The 19,988-nt window shown below is 69.5% G+C and carries 16 protein-coding genes, 1 tRNA gene and 2 pseudogenes; 15 read left to right on the forward strand and 4 right to left on the reverse strand.

The genetic code is table 11. From position 1 onward, the window contains the following. Positions 1 to 127 precede the first annotated feature (127 nt). Positions 128 to 4,444 carry a DNA helicase gene (locus tag BKH20_RS02225; protein WP_075389768.1) on the forward strand — a complete coding sequence of 1,439 codons (4,317 nt, stop codon included), beginning with the start codon at positions 128 to 130 and terminating at the stop codon, positions 4,442 to 4,444. A gap of 45 nt (positions 4,445 to 4,489) precedes the next feature. After that, the gene (locus BKH20_RS02230; protein ID WP_081381562.1) at positions 4,490 to 4,816 is read left to right on the forward strand and encodes a hypothetical protein; all 327 of its coding nucleotides are present in this window, start codon (positions 4,490 to 4,492) and stop codon (positions 4,814 to 4,816) included. A gap of 558 nt (positions 4,817 to 5,374) precedes the next feature. On the opposite strand, the gene mscL is transcribed toward BKH20_RS02230, so the two are convergent. The 3 genes from mscL to BKH20_RS02245 form a co-directional block, all read right to left on the reverse strand. Beyond that, on the reverse strand, positions 5,375 to 5,824 hold the full coding sequence (mscL, locus tag BKH20_RS02235) for a large conductance mechanosensitive channel protein MscL (RefSeq protein WP_075389769.1): 450 nt from the start codon (positions 5,822 to 5,824) through the stop codon (positions 5,375 to 5,377). A 102-nt stretch (positions 5,825 to 5,926) separates the two neighbouring features. After that, positions 5,927 to 6,712 carry an SAF domain-containing protein gene (locus tag BKH20_RS02240; RefSeq protein WP_075389770.1) on the reverse strand — a complete coding sequence of 262 codons (786 nt, stop codon included), beginning with the start codon at positions 6,710 to 6,712 and terminating at the stop codon, positions 5,927 to 5,929. Between the two features lie 292 nt (positions 6,713 to 7,004). Next, a complete protein-coding gene (locus BKH20_RS02245; protein ID WP_075389771.1) occupies positions 7,005 to 7,667 on the reverse strand; it encodes a 5-formyltetrahydrofolate cyclo-ligase in 663 nt (220 codons plus the stop codon). 95 nt (positions 7,668 to 7,762) lie between these two features. Between BKH20_RS02245 and BKH20_RS02250 the strand changes: the two genes are divergently transcribed. From BKH20_RS02250 to BKH20_RS14485, 8 genes and pseudogenes are all read left to right on the forward strand, one after another. Continuing rightward, positions 7,763 to 8,974 (forward strand): molybdopterin molybdotransferase MoeA, encoded by a 1,212-nt coding sequence (locus tag BKH20_RS02250; RefSeq protein ID WP_075389772.1) that lies wholly within the window; start codon positions 7,763 to 7,765, stop codon positions 8,972 to 8,974. Then, positions 8,974 to 9,720 (forward strand): GNAT family N-acetyltransferase, encoded by a 747-nt coding sequence (locus BKH20_RS02255; protein WP_075389773.1) that lies wholly within the window; start codon positions 8,974 to 8,976, stop codon positions 9,718 to 9,720. The genes BKH20_RS02250 and BKH20_RS02255 overlap by 1 nt, the downstream gene beginning before the upstream one ends. A gap of 253 nt (positions 9,721 to 9,973) precedes the next feature. Further along, complete coding sequence (locus BKH20_RS02260; protein WP_256692985.1) at positions 9,974 to 11,584, forward strand: hypothetical protein; 1,611 nt, start codon at positions 9,974 to 9,976, stop codon at positions 11,582 to 11,584. A gap of 110 nt (positions 11,585 to 11,694) precedes the next feature. Continuing rightward, positions 11,695 to 11,770 (forward strand) — tRNA-Ala (locus BKH20_RS02265). 246 nt (positions 11,771 to 12,016) lie between these two features. Beyond that, the gene (locus tag BKH20_RS02270) at positions 12,017 to 12,814 is read left to right on the forward strand and encodes a hypothetical protein (protein ID WP_075389775.1); all 798 of its coding nucleotides are present in this window, start codon (positions 12,017 to 12,019) and stop codon (positions 12,812 to 12,814) included. Next, a complete protein-coding gene (locus BKH20_RS02275) occupies positions 12,807 to 13,919 on the forward strand; it encodes a helix-turn-helix domain-containing protein (RefSeq protein ID WP_075389776.1) in 1,113 nt (370 codons plus the stop codon). The genes BKH20_RS02270 and BKH20_RS02275 overlap by 8 nt, the downstream gene beginning before the upstream one ends. A 39-nt stretch (positions 13,920 to 13,958) precedes the next feature. After that, complete coding sequence (locus BKH20_RS02280; protein WP_256692986.1) at positions 13,959 to 14,114, forward strand: hypothetical protein; 156 nt, start codon at positions 13,959 to 13,961, stop codon at positions 14,112 to 14,114. Between the two features lie 513 nt (positions 14,115 to 14,627). Further along, positions 14,628 to 14,819 (forward strand): annotated as a pseudogene (locus tag BKH20_RS14485) (glycosyl transferase family 2); the annotation flags it as partial. A gap of 460 nt (positions 14,820 to 15,279) precedes the next feature. Here the strand turns inward: BKH20_RS14485 and BKH20_RS02290 are convergent. Further along, positions 15,280 to 15,606 carry an ArsR/SmtB family transcription factor gene (locus BKH20_RS02290; protein WP_075389777.1) on the reverse strand — a complete coding sequence of 109 codons (327 nt, stop codon included), beginning with the start codon at positions 15,604 to 15,606 and terminating at the stop codon, positions 15,280 to 15,282. A gap of 208 nt (positions 15,607 to 15,814) precedes the next feature. Between BKH20_RS02290 and BKH20_RS02295 the strand changes: the two genes are divergently transcribed. The 5 genes and pseudogenes from BKH20_RS02295 (at position 15,815) to ppgK (ending at position 19,595) form a co-directional block, all read left to right on the forward strand. Next, on the forward strand, positions 15,815 to 16,963 hold the full coding sequence (locus tag BKH20_RS02295) for an MFS transporter (RefSeq protein WP_256692987.1): 1,149 nt from the start codon (positions 15,815 to 15,817) through the stop codon (positions 16,961 to 16,963). Between the two features lie 19 nt (positions 16,964 to 16,982). Next, positions 16,983 to 17,981, forward strand: a complete 999-nt coding sequence (locus tag BKH20_RS02300) for an NAD(P)-dependent oxidoreductase (RefSeq protein WP_256692988.1) — start codon at positions 16,983 to 16,985, stop codon at positions 17,979 to 17,981. Between the two features lie 154 nt (positions 17,982 to 18,135). Beyond that, positions 18,136 to 18,349, forward strand: a pseudogene (locus BKH20_RS14990) (OPT/YSL family transporter); the annotation flags it as partial. A gap of 58 nt (positions 18,350 to 18,407) precedes the next feature. Next, the gene (locus BKH20_RS14995) at positions 18,408 to 18,707 is read left to right on the forward strand and encodes a hypothetical protein (RefSeq protein WP_256692989.1); all 300 of its coding nucleotides are present in this window, start codon (positions 18,408 to 18,410) and stop codon (positions 18,705 to 18,707) included. 114 nt (positions 18,708 to 18,821) lie between these two features. After that, entirely contained in the window at positions 18,822 to 19,595 is a 774-nt protein-coding gene (gene ppgK / locus BKH20_RS02315; RefSeq protein WP_075389779.1) for a polyphosphate--glucose phosphotransferase, read from the forward strand. Positions 19,596 to 19,988: the final 393 nt, after the last annotated feature.

Raw genomic sequence — 19,988 nt, forward strand, 5'->3', positions numbered from 1 at the left:
GCGCGTCGGTCGCTGCCGGCCGGCGGATACCGGTGCTGGCGGGCGCCGGCCGACGCCGGCCCATGGGGCGTGCCACGCCGCGGTGCGTCTCCACGCCCAAGGGTCGATCGGCCTATATCTTGAGCGTATGACGCCTTCGTTCTTCTCCTTCGGCCGCAAACGGCGCGATGCTGCCCTGCGGGAGGATGAACGCAAGGGTGCCCGATCCTCGGCCGGCTCGGATCAAACCGCGAGTCGACGGCGTTTCGCCGCGGACCTGGGGGCCCTGGCCGCGGCGCCGCGCCAGCCCGAGCCCGCCCCCGCGCCGGCGCCTCCCGCCCCGGTGCGCCCCGCCCCCGCACCGCCGCTGAGCGCGGCGGACGTCGAGCGGCGCGAGCGCATTGACACGGCCCTGTCCACCTGGCGCAGCCAGCTCGTGGACCTGGGGGGCGTAGCCAGCCTGGACGACATCACCCTGCTCGACGGCGTCGTCGACCTGACCGCCGCCCACCCCTCCGGCCTGGCTCAGCTCTACGCCGGCCGCCCCACCAACCTGTCCAGCATCGTGCGCGAGCGCAACGCCCTGGGCGAGGCCCGCCAGTCCCTGCGGGAGGTCTCGGCGCGCACCGACGTCCTGGCCCGCCAGTTCGGCGTCGCACCGGTCTACCTGGCCATCGGGGTGGCCACCTGGAACGAGACGGTCCCCGAGGACGGCGAGGACGACGGCAGCATCAACCTGGCCGACGGCGCCTCACCGGAGGCGGACCTGACCGCCCAGATCCCGCACGTCGAGCGCATCGCCGCTGAGCACGCCGCCCGCAACGCCCTGGCTGCCGCCGGCCTGACCGTCCCCGAGGACCCCTCGGCGCCGCGCGTGCGCACGGTCAACGCCCCCGTCCTACTGCGCCCCGTGCGCCTGACCAGCGCCACCGCGGACGCCACCCTCACCCTCGACCCCACCATCGAGGTCAACCCGGTTCTCACCCGGGCCCTGCGCCGCTACCAGTGCACCACCGACATCGGGGACATTGCCAGCGCCGCCCTGTCCTCGGCGGGCTTCACACCGCGTGCGGCCCTGGCCCGCATCGGCGCCCTGGGCCGGCAGTTCCTGCCCGGCTTCGAGATCCACGAGCGCCTCGTCGTCGGCGCCTTCGTGCACCCCGGCCAGGCCCTGGTGGAGGACTTCGACGCCGTCCTGGATCGCTCGCGCACCTCCGCCCTGGTCGCCGCCATCGCCGGGGACGAGGGCGCCCGCGAGGCCCTCAGCGTCGAGCTTCCCCCGGCCGTCCCCACCGACCGGGCCCCCGGCGCCGAGCGCGGCGTGGGCGACCTGGAGCCCGCCCAGCTCGACGTCATCGAGGCGGTGGGAACCGGCGCGAGCTTCCTCATCGACGCACCCCCCGGCTCCGACGTCGCCGGCACCCTGGCCGCCGTCTTCGCCGACGCCGCCGCCTCCGGACGCACCGTGCTGCACGTGCCCGCCACCAGCGCCGACGGGCACGCCGTCGCGGCCGCCCTGCGCGAGGAGGGCCTGGGATCCATGGTCCTGGATCTCACCGAGGACGCCGCCTGGCGCCAGCACGCCTCCGAGGGCATCCGCGAGAGCCTGGGCGTCCAGCCGCCCCAGCTCGACGTCGCCGGGATCATCTCCATGCGGGACCGCCTCACCTCGGTGCGCTCCCGCCTGGACCGCTACGTGCGCGCCCTGCACCGGCCTCGCGAGCCCTGGTCGGTCTCCGCCTACGAGGCGCTGCAGAAGCTCGCCGAGCTCACCAGCCGCCGTGACCGGGCGACCACCCGGGCCCGCATCGACGCCGAGCACCTGGGCCGCCTTGACGAGGACGGCCGGGAGCGGGCCCTGGGCCTCCTGCGCCGCGGGCACACCCTGGGGCTGTTCACCCCGGAGGTCTCCTCCAGCGCCTGGAACGGGATCCCGGTGGAGGACATGGACGAGGCCACCGACGCGCTCGTCCACCTGCGCGCCCTGGCCAACGACCTGCTGCCCACCATTCAGGAGCACACGGCCGTGGTCGCCCGCACCACGGGCCTGAGCCGGGCCCGCAACCTGGGCCAGTGGATCGAGCAGCTCGACATGTTCGACGGCGTGCGCGAGTCCCTGGACGTCTTCCTGCCCGAGGTCTTCGAGCGCTCCGCCGCCGACATGGTCATCGCCACCGCCTCCAAGCGCTGGCGCGACGAGCGGGGCATCCACATGGACGGCTCGCGGCGCCGGCGCTTCACGCGGCAGGCCAACGATCTGGTGCGGCCGGGCCGCGTCGTCGACGACCTGCACGCCGAGCTGGTCAAGGTCCAGCGCCGCCGCGAGGTGTGGCGCCGCCACGACCCCGACGGCGGCTGGCCCCGCCTGCCCCAGGGGCTGGACGAGATGCGGCGCACCGCCGGGCGCGCCCGCGGCGCCGTGGCCGAGGTCCAGCCGCTGCTGGGGCGAGCCCAGGACTCCCCGGTGCTCATGGAGATGCCTTTGGAGGATCTCCTGGAGCTGGCCCGCTCTCTGGCCGCCGACGACCTCACCGCCCAGAAGCTCCCCGAGGTCAACCGCATCCGCACTGAGCTCGAGGCCCTGGGACTGAACGACTTCGTGGCTGACATGGCCGCCCGCGGCGTCGAGGCCGACCAGCTCGAGCCCGAGCTCACCTACTGCTGGTGGTCCTCCCTGCTGGCGCAGATCCTCGCCGCCGACCCCGACCTCGGCGGTCTCGACGCGCGCGCCCTGTCCCAGATGGCCGTCTCGCTGCGCGAGCTCGACGCCGCCCACACGCGCTCCCTGTCCGGCCCTGTGGCCCAGGCCTGTGCCCGGCGGGTGCGGGCCGCCGTCGAGCAGGACAAGGCCGACGCCCGCGTCCTGTACATCGCGCTGGCCCGCGAGGACGGTGTCCCCCTGCGGGAGATCATCGACGCCCACCCCATGGCTCTGCTGGCCCGGCCGATCTGGATCGTCCCGCCTACGCTCGTGCCCCAGATCTTCTCGCCCACCGCGGTGGTGGACCTGGCCGTGCTGGACGCCTCCACGCCCATGCCCGTCCCGCAGGTGCTGCCCGCCTTCGTACGCGCCGAGCAGGTGCTCGTCGTCGGCGACTCCCGGCGCGCCACGACAGGTCTGGCCGCCGAGCTCGGCCCGCTCCTGCCCTCGCGCACCCTGCCGACGGCCCGCAACAGCCTTGACGCCGGCATCGCCTCCTTCCTGGCGGCCAACGGCTACGAGGGGGTCGTCGAGGCCGTGCCCTCCCCGCCGGGGGACACCTCCCTGACCCTGGAGCTCGTGGACGGGCGGGGCATGCCGGCGCCCGGGCAGACCGCGGTGGAGACGGTGGAGGCCGAGGTCACCCGCGTCGTCGACATGGTCATCGACCGGGCCCTGACCCGGCCCGAGGAATCCCTTGCCGTCATCGCCCTCAACCACCTGCACGCCGAGGCCCTGCGCTCGGCCATCACCCGGGCGGCCGCCGGCGCCCCCGCACTGGAGGAGTTCTTCGCCCCCGGGGCGGCAGAGCCCTTCACCGTCGTCGAGCTGGCCGAGGCCCGCGCCCTCCAGCGCGACCACATCATCATCTCGGTGGGTTACGCCAAGACCCCGCACGGACGCACCATCCACAACTTCGGGCCCGTCTCGGACCACAGCGGCATGGTGGGGCTCGTCGAGGCCCTGTGCGCCTCGCGGGGCAGCACCCAGGTGGTCTCCTGCCTGGCCGCCGGCGACATCGACCGCGACCGCCTGCGCGCTCCCGGGGCGCGCCTGCTGCGTGAGGTCCTGGCCCGGGCCGAGGACTCCTCCCAGTCCGGAAACTCCGCCGGCAAGGTGCCCGACCGGCTCCTGGTGGACCTGGCCGAGCACCTGTGGCGCAAGGGCCTGTCTGTCGTGCCCCGCTACGGGACCGACGGCGGCGTGCGCATCCCGCTGGCCATCGGCCACCCCGACTACCCCGACGAGCTGCTCGTGGCGGTCCTGACCGACGACGTCGACTACGTCTCCGAGCCCAGCCTGCGCCGACGCGACCGGCACCGCGTCGAACGCCTCGAGCGGCGCGGGTGGCACGTCCACATGGCCTTCTCCGCCGGGGTGTTCGTGGACCCGGAGGCCGAGGCGAGAGCCGTGGAGGAGCTCGTCCTGGCCGTCCTGGTGGAGCGCCAGGGCGAGGCCGCCCCGGCCATGGAGGCCGTGCCCGAGCGCGTCGACGACGCGGTGCGAGCCGTTCCCGAGGAGGCGTCCGAGGCCGAGGCCGCCGAGGCCCATGAGCGCACCGAGCGCCCCCGCATCGCCCAGGGGCTGCCGCTGCAGGCCTACTCCGACGACCAGCTCGATGACCTCATGGCCTGGATCCGCTCCGACGGCGTGAGCCGCTCTGAGGCCGGGGAGGTCGAGGAGCTGAGGTCTGCGCTGGCTCTGCGCCGCCGCGGCTCGGGGATCGACGCCGTCCTGGCCAATGCTGTGCGGCGTACCCGCTGAGCTGCCCGAGCGGTGCTGGATGACGCAGTGAATGACCGGGCTGTCATGAATGATGCCGCGAGTGACGGCGTGAATGATGCCGCCGGGGCAGGTGGATCGGGCTGTGCGCGGGCCTCGGAGGCGGAGCCCGCCACAGCCGGCGGCGTGACGCCTGGGTGCGGGAGCACGCGCCGTCGCCGTCGGGTGGTGGCCCTCTCGGCCCGGGACCAGGCGCGTGTGGCCCGCGGCCAGAGCCCGGAGGACCTGGCGAGGGCCGACTACGAGCATGACGCCCTCAGCGGCCCCGCAGAGGGACTCGACGCCCCCGCCCCCGGTGGTGCAGGCTCCAATGACGCCCGCCTCCGGCGCGACGTCCCCCCGCACTGGGGCTGATCGTCCTGGAGGCGAGGATAGGGCCGACTTCGTGGTGCTTTGGCGGCGAAGTCGGCCGCGTAGGCCGCCGTCGCGTTCGTACCTTATGCCTCGCGTTCGGGGGTTAAAGNNTGGCGGCGAAGTCGGCCGCGTAGGCCGCCGTCGCGTTCGTACCTTATGCCTCGCGTTCGGGGGTTAAAGGTACGAACGCGAGGGCTACCCTACGAACGCGAGGCGCTCGCTCAATGGGGGAGCCCGGTGGCCGGGGGTTGTGCGTACTGCACGAGGGCCCCACCTACCTGCAGTATCCCCGAACCTCCTCCAGTAGCACCCCGCCCTCGTGCAGTACACGCAGAACGCCACCGCAGTATCTATGAACGGCCACGACCGCCCCGGGCCGACATGAGCAAGCGATCTCAGGAGTGCTCGTCCGGCCTCTGCCTCGGATGTCGTGACACCCGAAAGCTCCAGCAGTCATGAGCAGCACATGACGCTGCGGCGCAGGAAAGCGGAAGGCCCCGCCGATCATGAGGATCGGCGGGGCCTTCCGCTGAGGCGATGATCAGATCGCTGCGGGACTCACTGCTTGGCGGCGTTGGCCGAGAGCAGGTCGCGGATCTCGGTGAGCAGCTCGACGTCGGTGACCTCCTTGGCCTCCTCCTCGGCCTTCTGCTTGGCCATGCGCTCCTTGATCGTGTTCATCGGCAGGACAATGGCGAAGTAGACGGCAACGGCGATGAGGAGGAAGTTGATCACGGTGGTGATGATCGTTCCGGGCATCACGTAGCCCTTAGCGTTTGTGGCGAGCTCCTGGGCGGTGGCCAGGTGGAACGTGTACTGACCGTTCTGGTACAGGGAGAACGCTCCCAGTGAGTCGAAGTTCGGCAGGCCGATGAGCTGACCGAGGATGGTCATGATGACGGTGGTGATCGAGTCGACGATCGGCTTGAAGGCGCCACCGATGATGACGGCGACGGCGAGCTCGAGGGCGTTGCCCTGCGCAATGAACTCCTTGAATCCCTTAATCATGGCGATCCTTTCTAGCGGCGCGGGCAGACGTCTGCCGGGGGTGCGCCATCGGGGGCTGAAAGTGAAAGCGTCTTATCATTCGCGTAAGACGCCGCAGCGGCATTACGGGCTCAGCGCAATGCCGAGCGTGCTATTCGTAGCCGCACCAACTACCAGAGTAACGCTACTTGCGGGAATAACTAGTGTGATAAGTGTTACTTTCTTGTTTCCTGTCCATTGCCCACCCTCTCCAGCCTGCTGAATCGCCACTACTCGCGCTCCAGAACAGAGAACTGTGCTGTGCGTTCCAAAAGACGCGACAGGTATTCCTTGGGAAATGCTCTGAGAAGACTCTTGAAATCCTGGTGATCCCTGGTCGGTCGGTGAAGAAGGGGTGCCGGGGCCGGCTGGGGGAGCCGTTGTCGCGCTGTTCTCCGGGCCCTGCGGAGCGGCGGGGGCCTCGGGCTGCTCTCCGGGATTCTGTGCTGTTCCGCCCGGGGGAGTGCTGTCCTGCTCCGATGGTGTCCAGTCCGCGGGGGCCTGCCCGATGACGTCCACCCGTGCGCCGGGGTGGGCCAGCTCGGCACCGACGTCGATGGGCACCTGAACCAGTCGCTCGTCGTCTCCCAGCTGCTGGGCCAAGCCGCCGCTGGTCATCGAGGCCGTCAGCACCGTGCCCTTCTCCAGAGAGATCGCGGCCCGGCTCCCGACCGCCTGGTCCGTGGAGGTCAACGGGGACTGGGGCAGGGCGCCGGCCGGAAGCGTGCTGATCGCGACGTCCTGCTCGGTGAGGATCACACCGGCACTGATCGAGCGCGAGGCAACGAGCACCTGCTGCCCGTGTTCGGGGCCGGGACGCAGCACGCTGAGGGCGACCAGGACCGCGGTTCCCAGGCAGAGGGCCACCACCAGGTGGCGATGGCGCCACAGCAGGAGTGATGGACGGCCCCCGGCCCACCCGGCCAGCCTGCCCGGACGGGCCGGGCGGGAGCCGGATGCGACGGAGCGCGGCGACTGTTCGCGGGGATCCTGAGGCTCCCGCGAGGCGCTGAGAGCGGGGCGGTGGGGCAGTCCGTGGCGAGGTCTCATGCCATCAGGGTCGGTGGCCGGTCGCCTTCTGGCACGCCCGCTCGTCGGCGCTGTGGACAGGGGGCGCCTCCGGCGAGCCTGTGGCCCCCGGGAGTCGGCGACGTCGGCGGGCTCAGACCTCCGGGGACCTGCTGGCCGCAGGTGAGCCGGCGGCCAGCAGGAACCACTCCTGGGCCGTGATGACGGCGTCCACGGGCTCGTCGTGCTCCTCCACCGGCAGCGGCCCGGGCACCAGCTCCTCGGGATGGAGGATGGCGAAGGTGTGGGCCTCGGGGGAGCGCAGGGGCAGCATCCGGTCGTACCAGCCTCCACCCTGCCCCAGACGGCGCCCGGCACTGTCCACGGCCAGTGCCGGAATGATGAGGGCGTCGACCTGGCCGACCGCGTCAGCCGGCAGCGTGGGGCCGCTGGGCTCCGGAGGCCGCCTCGGTGCCCGCTCCGCCAGGTCCTCACTTCCCTGGAACAGCCCCCAGCAGCGCGCCAGGCGGGGTCCGAGCACCGGCAGCAGGACCTGGACGCCGCCCTCGTGAAGCCGCTCCAGCAGCAGCCGGGTGCAGGGCTCGGCCCCCACCGACACGAAGGCGGCCACCCTCTGCGCGCCGGCCACCGCCTCCAGGGCGTGCTTGGTCAGCGCCTCGCAGTCCGCCGTGTGCCCCTGGGGCGGGTGGTGGTGATGGGCACGGCGGTGCGCCCGCAGCACCTTGCGCAGTTCGTCCTTGGCGTCGTCGGGCTCGAGTCGGCCCGTATCGGGAAGGTCCAGCGCGCCGGTCGTCATGGCTTCATCCTCGCAGGTGATGACATCTTGCACCTGAATCGTTCGTCCCGGCGGGGCACGGCGCGTGTCGTCAACCTGACGGTAACCTGAGTGCCATGAGAACAGTGGCCGAGCACCTGGCCGCCTGCCTGGAGATCGCCCAGGCGGCAGCACCCCTCGACGTGGTCCTCCCCGACGCCGTCGGATGCGTCCTGGCCCAGGACGTCGTCGCCGGAATCGACCTGCCCGCCGTGGACCTGGCCGGACAGGACGGCTATGCGGTCATCGCCAAGGACGTCACCGAGGCCGACCACAACAACCCGCTCGTGCTCGACGTCGTCGACGCCGTGCGCGCCGGCGACATGCGCCCCTGCCACCTCGTCTCCGGGGCCGCCGTCCTCATCGACTCCGGGGCCCCCATGCCGCTGGGCGCCGACGCCGTCATCCCCTGGGCCGACACCGACCGCGGTGAGTCCCGGGTCGCCATCCACCGCGCCGTCTCGGCCGGCGACAACGTCCGACGCCGCGCCGAGGACGTGAAGTCGGGAACCACCGTCCTCACACGGGGGGCGCGCATCAGCGCCCGCCACGTGGCCCTCCTGGCGGGCCTTGGGATGCACCGGGTGCGCGTGCGGCCCGCCCCGCGCGTCGTCGTGGTCTCCATCGGGGACGAGCTGGTCGAGCCCGGTCAGTCTCGCGAGGCCGGGGACGTCTTCGACGCCAACGGTCATGCCCTGGCCTGCGCGGTCACCGACGCCGGCGGCCAGGCCTTCCGGGTGGCCGCCGTCCCCGACGAGCTGCGCGCCCTGGCCGACACCATCGAGGACCAGCTGGTGCGCGCCGACGTCCTCATCACCACCGGGGGCCTGAGTGTCGGGCAGGGGGACACTGTCAAAGACGTTCTGGCTCCCCTGGGCTCGGTGCGCTTCGACGCCGTCGCCATGTCCCCGGGCCGCCAGCTCGGTGTGGGGACGGTCGAGGGCATCCCAATCTTCTGCCTGCCCGGAGATCCGGTCAGTGCTCAGATCGCCTTTGAGACCTTCGTGCGCCCGGTCCTGCGCCAGATCGCTGGACGCACCTCCCTGCACCGCTCCAGCCTGCCGGCCACCATCTCCGAGGGCTGGCACTCCCCGAGCGGCAAGCGCGAGTTCGTCCCGGTGCGCGTCAGCGGCTCGCCCTCCCGCGGATACCGCGCCGAGCCGACGACGCCGCCGGGCACGGTCCGGCTGCACGGCCTGTCTGAGGCCAACGCCATCGCCGTCGTGCCCGAGGACACGAGCACCGTGGTGGCCGGCGACACCCTCCACTGCCTCCTGTTGGACGCCTGATGTCCGACTCGGCCTCGACGACGTCCGCCGGCACTCTCGGCGGGGGACTAAGGCGGGCCGTCGCCGGCCTGCTGCTCGGGGCCGGGGCGCCGGCGCGCTTCACCTGGCCGGTGCGCCTCGAGCCCGAAGTCGCCCAGGAGGAGCGGGGACCCGGTGCCACGCAGTCGCCCGAGTGCCCCTCAATCGTCGTGCGCGAGCTGCGGGCCGAGGACGAGGCGCCCTGGAGGGTGCTGCGGCTGGCGGACAACGACCGACTCGCCCCCTGGGAGGCCACCCTGCCGGCCGGCGGCGGGGAGACGCTGAGCACCTTCCCGGTCTTCCTGCGCCGCCAGACGCGCCGGGCCCGGCTCGCCGAGGCGATGCCCTTCGTCGTCGAGGTCGACGGCGCCTTCGCCGGCCAGATCGCCGTCGACCCGATCATCTGGGGGGCCACGCGCAGCGCCCAGGTCGGCTACTGGATCGGCTCGGCCTGGCAGGGGAGGGGGATCATGCGCCTGGCGGTGGCTCTCGTCCTGGACCACCTGCTGGGGCCGGTGGGGCTGCACCGCGTGGAGATCAACGTGCGCCCCGACAACGAGCGGAGCCTGGCACTGTGCCGCGGTCTCGGGCTGCGCGAGGAGGGGCTGCGCCGCGGTTACATGCACATCAACGGAGCCTGGGCCGACCACGTCTCCTTCGCGGCCCTTGCTGAGGAGGTCCACGGGCCCAATGGCACCGGCTTCGAGCAGCGACTGGCGCGCGGATGACGGTTCTTCATGGCGTGCGCGCCGGTGGGGGCGGGGCGCTCGCGGGGTCGTGGCGGGTGCGGCGACGGCGCGTTCGGGCTGGCTGTCGGCCGGTCGGTCACGGCGCGCCCAAAGAGACGGAAGAAACGCGTGTGACTCATGTGGTGGCAGGGGTGTCATGCTGACAGTGTGACGTCGTGAATCCCAGGTATTTCGAAGGAAAGCCGGAGTGTTCCTGCGCGGGGACGAGGGCGGGCGCGCTTACGGTTGCTGTGTGGGAATCGAGATCTGGGCAGTCATCGCCCTCATCACGGTTCTCTCCGTGTACCTCCTTCCGCTTTTGGTGGGGCGCCGCGAGATGACTCGCCGCTCCAACGTCCAGGACCGCTACTCGGCTGAGCTGCGGGTCCTGGCCACGGGTGCGGCCGCCGTCGAACGCGACGACACCTGCGCGAACAGTGGGCATGCGGAGCTCTTTCGACGTCGACCGGAGGTGAGGGTGATGAACAGGCCCGCCGTGAGGAATGTGCGCGCCCTGCGCACCGAGCGTGAGCTCGACCGTGCCCGCCAGGTTCACGCCCAGGGGCGTGAGCGCCGCCGGGTCGCCGCCTCGCACCGCGGGATCGTCGCCAGCGTCCTGCTCGGAGTCTCGCTCGGCGCCTGGGTGCTGGGCCTGGTCACCGCACTGCCGTGGTGGCCCGCACTGCTGCCCACCGCCCTGTTGGGAACCTCGATGGTGGCCGGGCGCCGGGCCGCTCTGGCCTCGGCCGCGGCGGACCGCCGTGAGCGCCGCCGCATCGCCGAGCTCGAGCAGACCCTGGTGACCCTGACCGGCCGGCGCTCATCGGCCTCGGTCGTGGCCGCGCCCCGTTCCGTCGTCGACGGTGCGCACAGCGCCTCCAGCGGTGCTGTCGGCGCCAGTGCCGCCTCGCCAGCCGTGTCGGCGGTGTCGGCTGAGTCTGTCGAGTCCGCCGGTGACTCCGATGCGCAGGATCCCTTCATCGAGCGCCTCGCCCGCGAGGACGTCCAGCGGCCGGCCGCGCGCTCGGCGTCGTCGCCCCGTGAGGCCGCTGGCGCGGTGCAGGCTGAGCCCGCCGTGTCCGCTGAGACCGCAGCAGGCAGCCCCGCCGAGGCGACCTTCACCGCCGCTGGCAGTCCCTCCCGAGCCGTCGACTCCGAGGAGGAGCGCCTGGCCAGGCTCGACGCCGACCTCGATGATGAGACCGCAGCCGCGGTGGCCGCCGAACGTGAGGCGACCCGCCGCGCCTCGGTCTACGTGCCCTCCCGCCATGCCGGCAGGGTCACCCGGGACATGGGAGTGCGCGAGGCGGTCTCCCGCGATGGCGACGAGGAGAGCCCGCCGCGCACCAAGGACTTCGTCGCCTCCCTGTCGGCCTCAGCCTCCCGCGGCCTGTCCGGTTGGGGCAAGCTCTTCGCCGAGGCGACCGCCATTGAGCAGGAGGCGCAAGAGCGCGCGGCTGCGGCCCCGTCCCCGCAGGTCGCCGCCGAGCCGGCTCGGCGCACTGCCGAGTCCGCTCCCCGGGCTGCCTCCGAGCCTGCCCGTCCCGTCGGCCGCCCGCAGGCCCCTGCTACCGCTGCCCCGGCAGAGGCGGGGGGAGCCGTCAAGGAGGAGATGACGACGTCGACCCCGCCCCAGGGTTGGCGCCCGGTCCACGTGCCCGCCCCGACCTACACGCTGGCGGCCAGGGCGCCCCGGCGCTCCTACGCCGACCCGGTGGTCGACCCGGGCACCTGCGCGCCGGTGCCCGCCCGCCCGCAGTCGGCCCGCGCCTACGTCCCCGCTCCGGTGGAGGACGAGGAGGAGCTCTTCCACCCCATCGACCTCGACGCCATCCTCGAGGGGCGGCGAGCAGCCGGCGAGTAGTGCAGGGACTGCCGCGGCTCGTCGCCCGGCGGCCCGGGTGCGGTGGGCGGGCTCACCGCCACCGAACTTGCCAGGACTCCCGGCGGCGATGCTAGGATCAGTTCGCACTTGGGGCTATGGCGCAGTTGGTAGCGCGTCTCGTTCGCAATGAGAAGGTCGGGGGTTCGAATCCCCCTAGCTCCACCACCTCAGAGGTCTGCCCCGTCAGTTTGCTGGCGGGGCAGACCTTTTTCAACGTTCCGGTTGTCTTGGGCGGTGGGGGCAGGTGGTGACCGGTCGGCTGCAAGGCGCTCCGGCGCTCATCGCCTCAGCGGGTACGTCCGTGTCAACATGACGAGATGATCCACCTCGAAAGTTGGCACTGACCTGCTGATGACATGCCGAGAGTAAAAGCAGGGGCGCCACATACTGACTTTGCGCTATGATGAGGGCATGACTTCAGAAGACGACGCGCTGGAGAGCCTGGGGCAGTCCGGGCTGCTCGAGGTGCTCAAGTGGGCTGTTCTCGTGGCTTTCGCTCGAACGGGGCAGGACTACGACGAAGATGCTGGCCATGATCAGATGGTCGTCGGCGTTCTAAACTTCGAGTACATCCGCGATCTTCTTGACCGGGCGACCGCCAATGGGCGCTATGCCCTTCCAGACGGCGCTAGCAATCTCGGTGAAGACATTCTCGGTAAAGGCATCACACCAGAAGCTCTGCGGACAATGCCGTCGATCCTCCCTGGTCGTATCAGTCGAAGCGACTATCGGTGTTCGCCGGGATGGGCGGCTGATGGCTATCGCGTGCTGCTGCAGTCCTTCAAGTATGGCGAGGTCGATCATATCAATTGGGGGCAGAAGAGTGATGCGAAACGACGTGTGGCATCGCAACCTTTCGTCACCCAGGACGTGCTCTTCTCGATTGAAGAATTCGGTCTGAAGCGCATCGTCGGAATTCCTGACGGCGATGACTTCGAGGGATTGACACTCGTTGCTGCGCACTCTTACGACCCGATCACCGATAAGTTTGAGCTTTACATCGGTCAGAGTAAGAACTCCGAGTTTCGGGGAGATTCATGCTGGCACTGGCGTCGTCAGCTGCTCGACGGCGGTACGTCTTCTGAGCTGACAGGGCGGGGCCTGCCCCCTGTTCTTCCGGGCAACGCTCCTTCGATGCAGGTTGAGGAGATTGCTGTTCGTCTCAAGAAGGCACAGACGGGCGAAGGTGCGGCCACTTCGAATGGCTAGCACGCGACGTACAGCTCAAACGCTTGCCAATGCCACGTCGTTCTTCAATGGGCGGCGACTGACGATGGCGCGCCAGCTCGCTGGCCTTCGGAAAGCTCGTCTCGCGGACTTGATCGGGATGTCGCCAGCATCGGTTACGGGCTGGGAGAACGGAGCTAAACAACCCAACCGCGCCACAGTAGCCAAACTGGCGTGGGCGCTGAGGGTTGAGCCACAGTTCTTTGCTGGAGGGATCCCTCCTCGTGTCGAGAAGCCGCACTTCCGTTCGTTGCGTTCAACCCCGCAGGTCGCTCAGGACGAGGCGGAAGCTTACGGTCAATTCGTCACGGAAATTGCTGGACTCCTTGAGAAAATCGTTGAGCTTCCCGAGACGCTGCTGCCTGATCTCCCTGTGGCTCCAGATGAAGCTGATGCCTCACCGGAGGAAGTGGCACGTGAAGCCCGGGACTTCTTCGGGGTCACGCCGGGACCGATCCAGCACCTCGTCCGGCTGGCAGAGCGTGCTGGTGTGGTCGTCGTGTTTAGCAAACCTGGTATCGAGGCGATCGATGCCTACTCCTTGCACACTGGTACGCGCCCAATCATCGTGCTCAATCCTGTGAAGGACGACTACTATCGACAGCGTTTCGATGTTGCCCACGAGATTGGGCACCTGATCATGCACCACGATGCTGAGCCTGGTGGGAAGGTTGCAGAGGAGCAAGCCAACCGCTTCGCCGCGGAGTTCTTGATGCCAGCTGAGGAGATCGGGCCGCATCTTCCTGCGACGACGGCGGGACGGGGCTGGGCCAGACTCGCGGAGTTAAAGGAGCACTGGGGCGTCAGTCTCGCTGCGCTCCTCTATCGGGCTCGTACACTCGGTGTCATGGGAGACGTGACGTATAGGAATGCCATGATTCGTATGTCACAGAACGGTTGGCGACGTGCTGAACCTGGCAGAGTTTCATCCCTTGAGGCGCCATCGATGCTTGCTCGGGCCCGTGAGGTGGTCAACGAGGCAGGCATCGATGACCAACAGCTCTTGTCTGGTGCTGGTCTCCCGCTTGATCTATTTGCGATTGCAACGGCACGCTCACCGCTCGCTCATGTCAGCAATTCGTCGTGACCTCACCTCTGCTGCCAGGAGCACCGCTGCTGGACCCATATGGTCTTCCACCGCATCGACGAGCAGCCCGACGGCGCCCCCGAGTCGGTGAAGGCGGACACCTTCGAGCGCTACATGAGGCGGGTGGTGGACTGCGGCCTGCCCGTCAAGACGGTTCCGGAGGTCATGTGCAGCCAGTCGCCCGCCTCGGCCTGAGGTGCCATCGCATCCTCGCCTGGAACCGGCACCTCGACACTGAAAGACTGACGCCTATGCCATGGTCCCTCGGCCTGCTCGTCCTGCTGGCCTGCTTCGCGGTCAAGCTGCTGTTCAAGCGCGGGACGAGGCTCCAGGTGGTGCGGATGGTCCGCTGCGGAGGACGGGGCAGGGGCCGTGGCGGGGTGGTCACCGTACGAGCTCTGGTGACGACGACGGACGAGGCTCAGCGATCGGCCGACGCCACCGGGCTGCCCCGGGCGCACATGCGGGCCGGCGGACCCCTGCCCGTCGTCGTGGCCCTCGGTGTTGTGGGGTGGCTGTGCTGGCGCATGCTGGTCAGTCGGCACCACGTCCTGGATGCGTGGATCGTGTGGACCTTCGATGTCCTCCTCGTGGTCGTGGCCGTGCAGCTCGTGGTGGCCGGCTTCGAGGGGCGCGTGATCGGCCGCGGAGAGACGTACCGGGTCGTCGTGCTCGTTCCGCTCTACAACGGAGGATCCCGACGTCGTGGTGCGGATGCTCTCCGCCCTGCTGCACGGCCGGACCGTCCAGCAACCCTCGGCCTTCGCCTTCGCCTGGATGCCCGACCGCTGGAGCCACCACTACCGCCAGCAGGAGCGCTGGTTCCGCGGCTCCTTCATCCGCGGGCTCTGGCGCATCCGCTTCCTGCCGGTCCTCTCATGGGGCTGGTGGCGCCAGGCCACCGGGTGGATGCAGATCTGGCTGGTGATCTCGGTCTTCGTCTACCTGCTGCTGTGGCGTCCGCTCGTCCTCGGTGGCGGTATCCCCCCGACGGTGGTGCTGGTACCTCTCGCGATCGGACTGGCGCAGGGTTTGCGGTACATCACCGTGTGGCGCTCAGACACCAGCGGCCCCCAGAGGTACGCCGGCCCTCCTCCTGTCCCCGGTGGCGACGCTGCGGTCCGCACCGATCCTGCGTCCCCTGCGGGTCTGGGGGATGGTCACCAGCGCCAAGATGGGGTGGAACACCTGCCAGCAGGTCGAGGTGACCTCGCAGTGAGGCGGCCGCGCCCGCCGCTCACTTCGACCGAATCTTCAAAATCGACCCGGAGCCGCGTCTATTCTGAAGATTCGGTCGAAGTGTTGAGGTCGACGACGGCGGCCTGTCCTGGCACCGTGAGAGTGCTCGCCCGGGCGGTCGTCAGTCCGGCCACTGCCCCTTGCCCGCGGGCAGGCCGACGGCGGCCAGCAGCCCCGGAAAGCGTTGCTCGATGACGTCGTCGCGTCGGGTAATGCGCCGGTGCTTGCCCTCTCGTTCGGTGTGCATGAGCCCAGACTCACGCAGCACCCGGAAGTGGTGCGACATCGTGGACTTGACGACGTCGTAGCTCAGGTCACCGCAGTACAGGGCGCCTTCACTGGCAATCCGGCGCAGGACGTCGCGGCGGATGGGGTCGGACAGGGCGCCCAGGACCGCGTCCAGGGAGATATCGGCCGCCTCGGGGTGGAAGAGCTCCCTGTCTTTCACGGATCGTTCCTGCCTTTCTGCCCCGTGTGTCCCGACCGTCGCCCCGGCGTGCGCTGGGATGAGGTTGACAACGATAGCGTCTCGAATAATTCTTAGTTCGTCAAACATCGAACTAAGGAGGTTTGGGATGACGGAAGAAGCTCGTGTCTCAACGCGTGCGTCCGCAGATGACGAGAGGGTGCCGCCGAAGAGTGCTCGCGTCTCGACCATGGGATGGCTGTCCTTCTTCACCATGTTCGCCATCGGGACCGACACCTTCCTCGTCGCGCCCCTGCTGCCCCTGCTCCAGCGAGAGCTCGACGTCCCCCTGTCCCGGGCAGGCTGGCTGGTCTCCGCCTACGCCTTGGGGTACGCGCTGTTCGCCCTCGTGGCCGGACCCGTCTCTGACCGCCACGACCGACGTCGGGTCATCCTCTCCGGCCTGGCGGCCTTCGCCGTTCTCACCTGCGCGTGCGGTCTGGCCTGGAGCTTCTGGAGCATGGTCGCCGCCCGCTTCCTGGCCGGCGTGAGCGCCGCCTTCGTCAGCTCCCAGATCTGGGCCTCCATCCCGATGACGGTGCCCCGGCCGTCCATCATCAAGGTCATGGGCTATGCGACCGCGGGACTTGCGGTTGCTCAGGTGGCCGGCGTGCCGATCGGCTCCTACCTGTCGGTCAGAGGGTGGCAGCTGCCGTTCTTCGTGGTTGCGGCGGTCAGCGTCGTCCTGTGGGGACTTCTTTTCATCGCGTTCCCGCATGTGCGGCCGGTCGGGGAGCCCGTCGACGTCGTCGGCTCCCACCGGAGAGTCCTCGGCTCTCGGGTGCTGCGGTGGTCGCTCCTCGCCTACCTCGTGTTCCAGACCGGCAACTACGCCTCGTTCTCCTTCATCGGCTCCTGGCTGGCCAAGGACTTCGGTGCCTCGCAGACCGCTATCGGGAAGGCCATGATGATGATCGGACTGGGAACCGCGCTGGGGTCGATCCTCGGTCCGAGGCTCGTTGCAAGGATCGGTGAGCGGCGGTCGCTGTGGGCCGGCATCCTCGTCCAGGGCGCGTTCTACCTCCTGGCCGCTGCGATGCCGCTCATTGTGCACACTATGTGGGGTGCCGTCATGGCCTTCGCCGCGGCCCTGGTGGTCGCCGGCTTCCTCCTGCCGGTTCTCATGGGGCAGCTGCAGGCCCACGCAGGCCAGGCGCGAGGAACCGTCTCCTCACTGTCGAACACGGCGATGTACCTCGGTGCCACGATCGCCGGCGCCGTCGGCGGGGACCTTCTCACCCGACTCCCCGGCTTCTGGGGCCCCAGCCTCATGACTGGCCTCGCATTCCTCCTGGCTGTCGCCCTGTACAGGATCGCCGGCGCCCTGGCTTCCGAGTGACTTGGGTGCCTATGGTCGTGTGCAGAGGACGGCAACACTCCCGATCCTGGGCGCCGGAGGGTGCCCAGGCGGGTGGCCGACCAAGGACAGGTCGACACGCTCGATCAGAGAAAATCAAGGGAGAAGCATGTCTCAGCTGACCGTAGCCGTACTCGGTACCGGAATCATGGGCTCGGCGATGGCTCGCAACATCGCTGGCGCCGGCCACGCCGTGCGCGCCTGGAACCGCACAATCTCACGTGCCCAGCCCCTGGCCGACGACGGCATCGAGGTCGCTCCCACCGTCACCGCCGCCGTCGAGGGGGCCGACGTTGTCATCACCATGCTCTTCGACGGCGCCGCCGTCGCCGAGGTCATGCGTGAGACCGCCCCCGCCATGCGCTCCGGAGCCGCCTGGCTGCAGATGACCACCGTCGGCCCTGATGATGTGGCCGGCCTGGCCGCCATCGCGGAGTCAGCCGGGGTTCTCTTCTACGACTCGCCCGTCTCCGGGACCCGCCAGCCCGCCGAGTCCGGCACCCTGGTCATCATGACCGCCGGCCCTGCCTCCGGCCGTGAGCTGGTCACCCCGGTCCTGGACGCCGTCGGGTCGCGCACTGTGTGGACCGGCGAGGATGGTGCCGCCGCCACCTCGACCCGCCTCAAGCTGGTCGTCAACTCCTGGGTCATCGCCGTGTCCAACGCCGCCGGCGAGATCGTCACCCTGGCGAAGGCGATCGGTGTGCCCCCGGCCCAGTTCTTCGAGGTGCTCGACGGCGGTGGCCTGGACCTGCCCTTCCTGCGCATCAAGGCCGACCTCGTTGAACGGGGCGCTCTGAGCCCGGCCAACTTCGCCGTGGACACCTCCGGCAAGGACGCCCACCTCATCCTCGACCTCGCCCGTGAAGCCGGCTTGAGGCTCGATGGCATGGAGGCCTTCTCCGCCCGGCTCGACCGTGTCGCCGAGGCCGGCCACGCTCACGAGGACATGGCCGCCTCCTACCTGGCTGGGTTCTCGACCTCGACCAAAACTTCATGAAAGACGCGGCTCCGGGTCTTCTATGAAGATTCGGTCGAAGTGTTGAGGACGACGACGGCCGCCCTGATCCGTTGTGCATCGAATGAGCTGTTAACGATCGTTTTCGGACACAGCGCTGGTCTCGCCTCGGAATCGTCCCGACATCGAGAGATCTCACCATGTCCACAACAACCAGACGATCGCCTCGGCGGCCGGGACGCTGTCCGCCATCATCTTCGTGCTGCCTGGACTCATCATCGTGGGTATTCCCCTACCTCCAGACGGTCCTGGTCATCGTCCTGGGCGGCATCCTCGGCGTCACCTACTCCATCCCGTTGCGGCGCACGCTCGTGACCAACTCCGACCTGCCCTACCCCGAGGGCGTGGCCACGATCTCGAACGACAACCTTCAGGACCTCAAGACCGGCCAGCTCGTGGAAGCAGCAGGTGGCGCTCGTCATCGGTGCCGTCCTCGGTCACCTCTACGACCGCTGGGCCGAGCGCACCGCCAACCCGGAGCGGGCCAAGCGCATGGGCACGCTCATGGCCACCGGCCTCATCGTTGGCGAGAGCCTCGCCGGGGTGGTCTACGCCGGGATCGTCGTGGCCTTCGGCGGCAAGGCGGACCCGCTGGCCATCATGCCTGAGGGCTTCGCCGGCATCGCTCCCTGGGTGGGCGCGGTGCTGTTCGTCGGCACTCTGTGGTACCTCTACCGGGGCGCCCGCCAGGAGAGTTCTCGCGACTGAGGGGCGCTGCTGGAGTCTCCGGCAACCATCGCTTCCTCCGACCGTCCTCGCGGTCGCCGTCCCTGCACTAGGCTGGGCGGCGGCCGCGAGGACGCGTAGTACCAGGAGGGCCTCATGACTTCGACAGCATCAGCAGTTTCCGTGGCATGCGGGATCGACATCGGCGGATCGGGCGTCAAGAGCGCCCTGGTCGACCTGGCCACGGGCACGTTCATCGGTGAGCGCGTCCGCATCGATACTCCTGAGGAGTCCACTCCCGCGGCTGTCGCCGAGGTGTGCCGTGAGCTCCTCGAACAGCTCGAGGTGGGCGACGACGTCCCGGTCGGCGTGGCTCTGCCCGCTCCGATCGTCCACGGCACCGTTCCCTTCATCGCCAATCTCGACAAGTCCTGGACTGGCGTCAACCTCACCGAGCTCATGCGCGAGCACCTGGGCCGGCCGGTGACCGGGCTCAACGATGCCGACGCCGCGGGGCTGGCGGAGGTCGCCTTCGGTGCCGCCAAGGACGTGCCCGGGACCATCATCGTGACCACCCTGGGTACCGGGATCGGCTCGGCCGTCATCGTCGACGGAACCCTGGTCCCCAACACCGAGCTCGGGCACCTGGAGATCGACGGCTACGACGCCGAGAGCCGGGCCTCGGCCGGGCAGCGCACTGCCCAGGACCTGTCCTGGAAGAAGTGGGCCAAGCGCCTCCAGCGCTACTACTCCCACGTGGAGATGCTCTTCTCCCCGGACCTGTTCGTCGTGGGCGGGGGCGTCTCCCGCAAGCACGATAAGTACCTGCCGCTGCTCGACCTCAAGACCCCGATCGTCCCGGCCCAGCTGCTCAACACCGCCGGCATCGTGGGGGCCGCCTACCAGGCCTCCCGCGCCCGCGCCTCCTGAGGGCCCGCGTGGTTCGGCTCCACGCGGTGCCGAGCGGAGCAGTGGTGAAGCGAGGCGACGGAGCGGGGAGAGCAGGTCTGGCACTCAGGAACTGAGGTGTGACGCAGGTCGCGCGAAAGTCGTTTGACAGGAGGCCATCAAGCCTGCCTATAGTACTCCTCGCTGCCGACGCGACCTCACGGTTCGACGGTGGCACCGGACGGCGGAAACGCCGGAACGGCGGGAGTGATCCAGTCGGTACGGAGAAAAGCAGAATAGTTCAGAGATCAGGGTCACGCGATCCGAATTTGATTCCCGAACGACAACCTGCTTATGCTAGTCCGGTCGTCTTCGAGAGGCAAGCAAGGAATTCTTCCTGGTCTCAAATCTCGGTGGGTGTGTTGTTTGAGAACT

Origin of the sequence: Actinomyces oris (genome assembly GCF_001937445.1) — a bacterium.
GTDB classification, from domain to species: domain Bacteria; phylum Actinomycetota; class Actinomycetes; order Actinomycetales; family Actinomycetaceae; genus Actinomyces; species Actinomyces acetigenes.

What these genes read in the sequence shown, in the direction of transcription:
- BKH20_RS02295 (WP_256692987.1), top strand. Translation starts at nt 15,815, where the DNA reads ATGGGATGGCTGTCCTTCTTCACCATGTTCGCCATCGGGACCGACACC.
- BKH20_RS02255 (WP_075389773.1), top strand. Translation starts at nt 8,974, where the DNA reads ATGTCCGACTCGGCCTCGACGACGTCCGCCGGCACTCTCGGCGGGGGA.
- ppgK (WP_075389779.1), top strand. Translation starts at nt 18,822, where the DNA reads ATGACTTCGACAGCATCAGCAGTTTCCGTGGCATGCGGGATCGACATC.
- BKH20_RS02270 (WP_075389775.1), top strand. Translation starts at nt 12,017, where the DNA reads ATGACTTCAGAAGACGACGCGCTGGAGAGCCTGGGGCAGTCCGGGCTG.
- BKH20_RS02250 (WP_075389772.1), top strand. Translation starts at nt 7,763, where the DNA reads ATGAGAACAGTGGCCGAGCACCTGGCCGCCTGCCTGGAGATCGCCCAG.
- BKH20_RS02230 (WP_081381562.1), top strand. Translation starts at nt 4,490, where the DNA reads ATGAATGATGCCGCGAGTGACGGCGTGAATGATGCCGCCGGGGCAGGT.
- BKH20_RS02280 (WP_256692986.1), top strand. Translation starts at nt 13,959, where the DNA reads ATGGTCTTCCACCGCATCGACGAGCAGCCCGACGGCGCCCCCGAGTCG.
- BKH20_RS02275 (WP_075389776.1), top strand. Translation starts at nt 12,807, where the DNA reads ATGGCTAGCACGCGACGTACAGCTCAAACGCTTGCCAATGCCACGTCG.
- BKH20_RS02225 (WP_075389768.1), top strand. Translation starts at nt 128, where the DNA reads ATGACGCCTTCGTTCTTCTCCTTCGGCCGCAAACGGCGCGATGCTGCC.
- mscL (WP_075389769.1), bottom strand. Translation starts at nt 5,824, where the DNA reads ATGATTAAGGGATTCAAGGAGTTCATTGCGCAGGGCAACGCCCTCGAG.
- BKH20_RS02245 (WP_075389771.1), bottom strand. Translation starts at nt 7,667, where the DNA reads ATGACGACCGGCGCGCTGGACCTTCCCGATACGGGCCGACTCGAGCCC.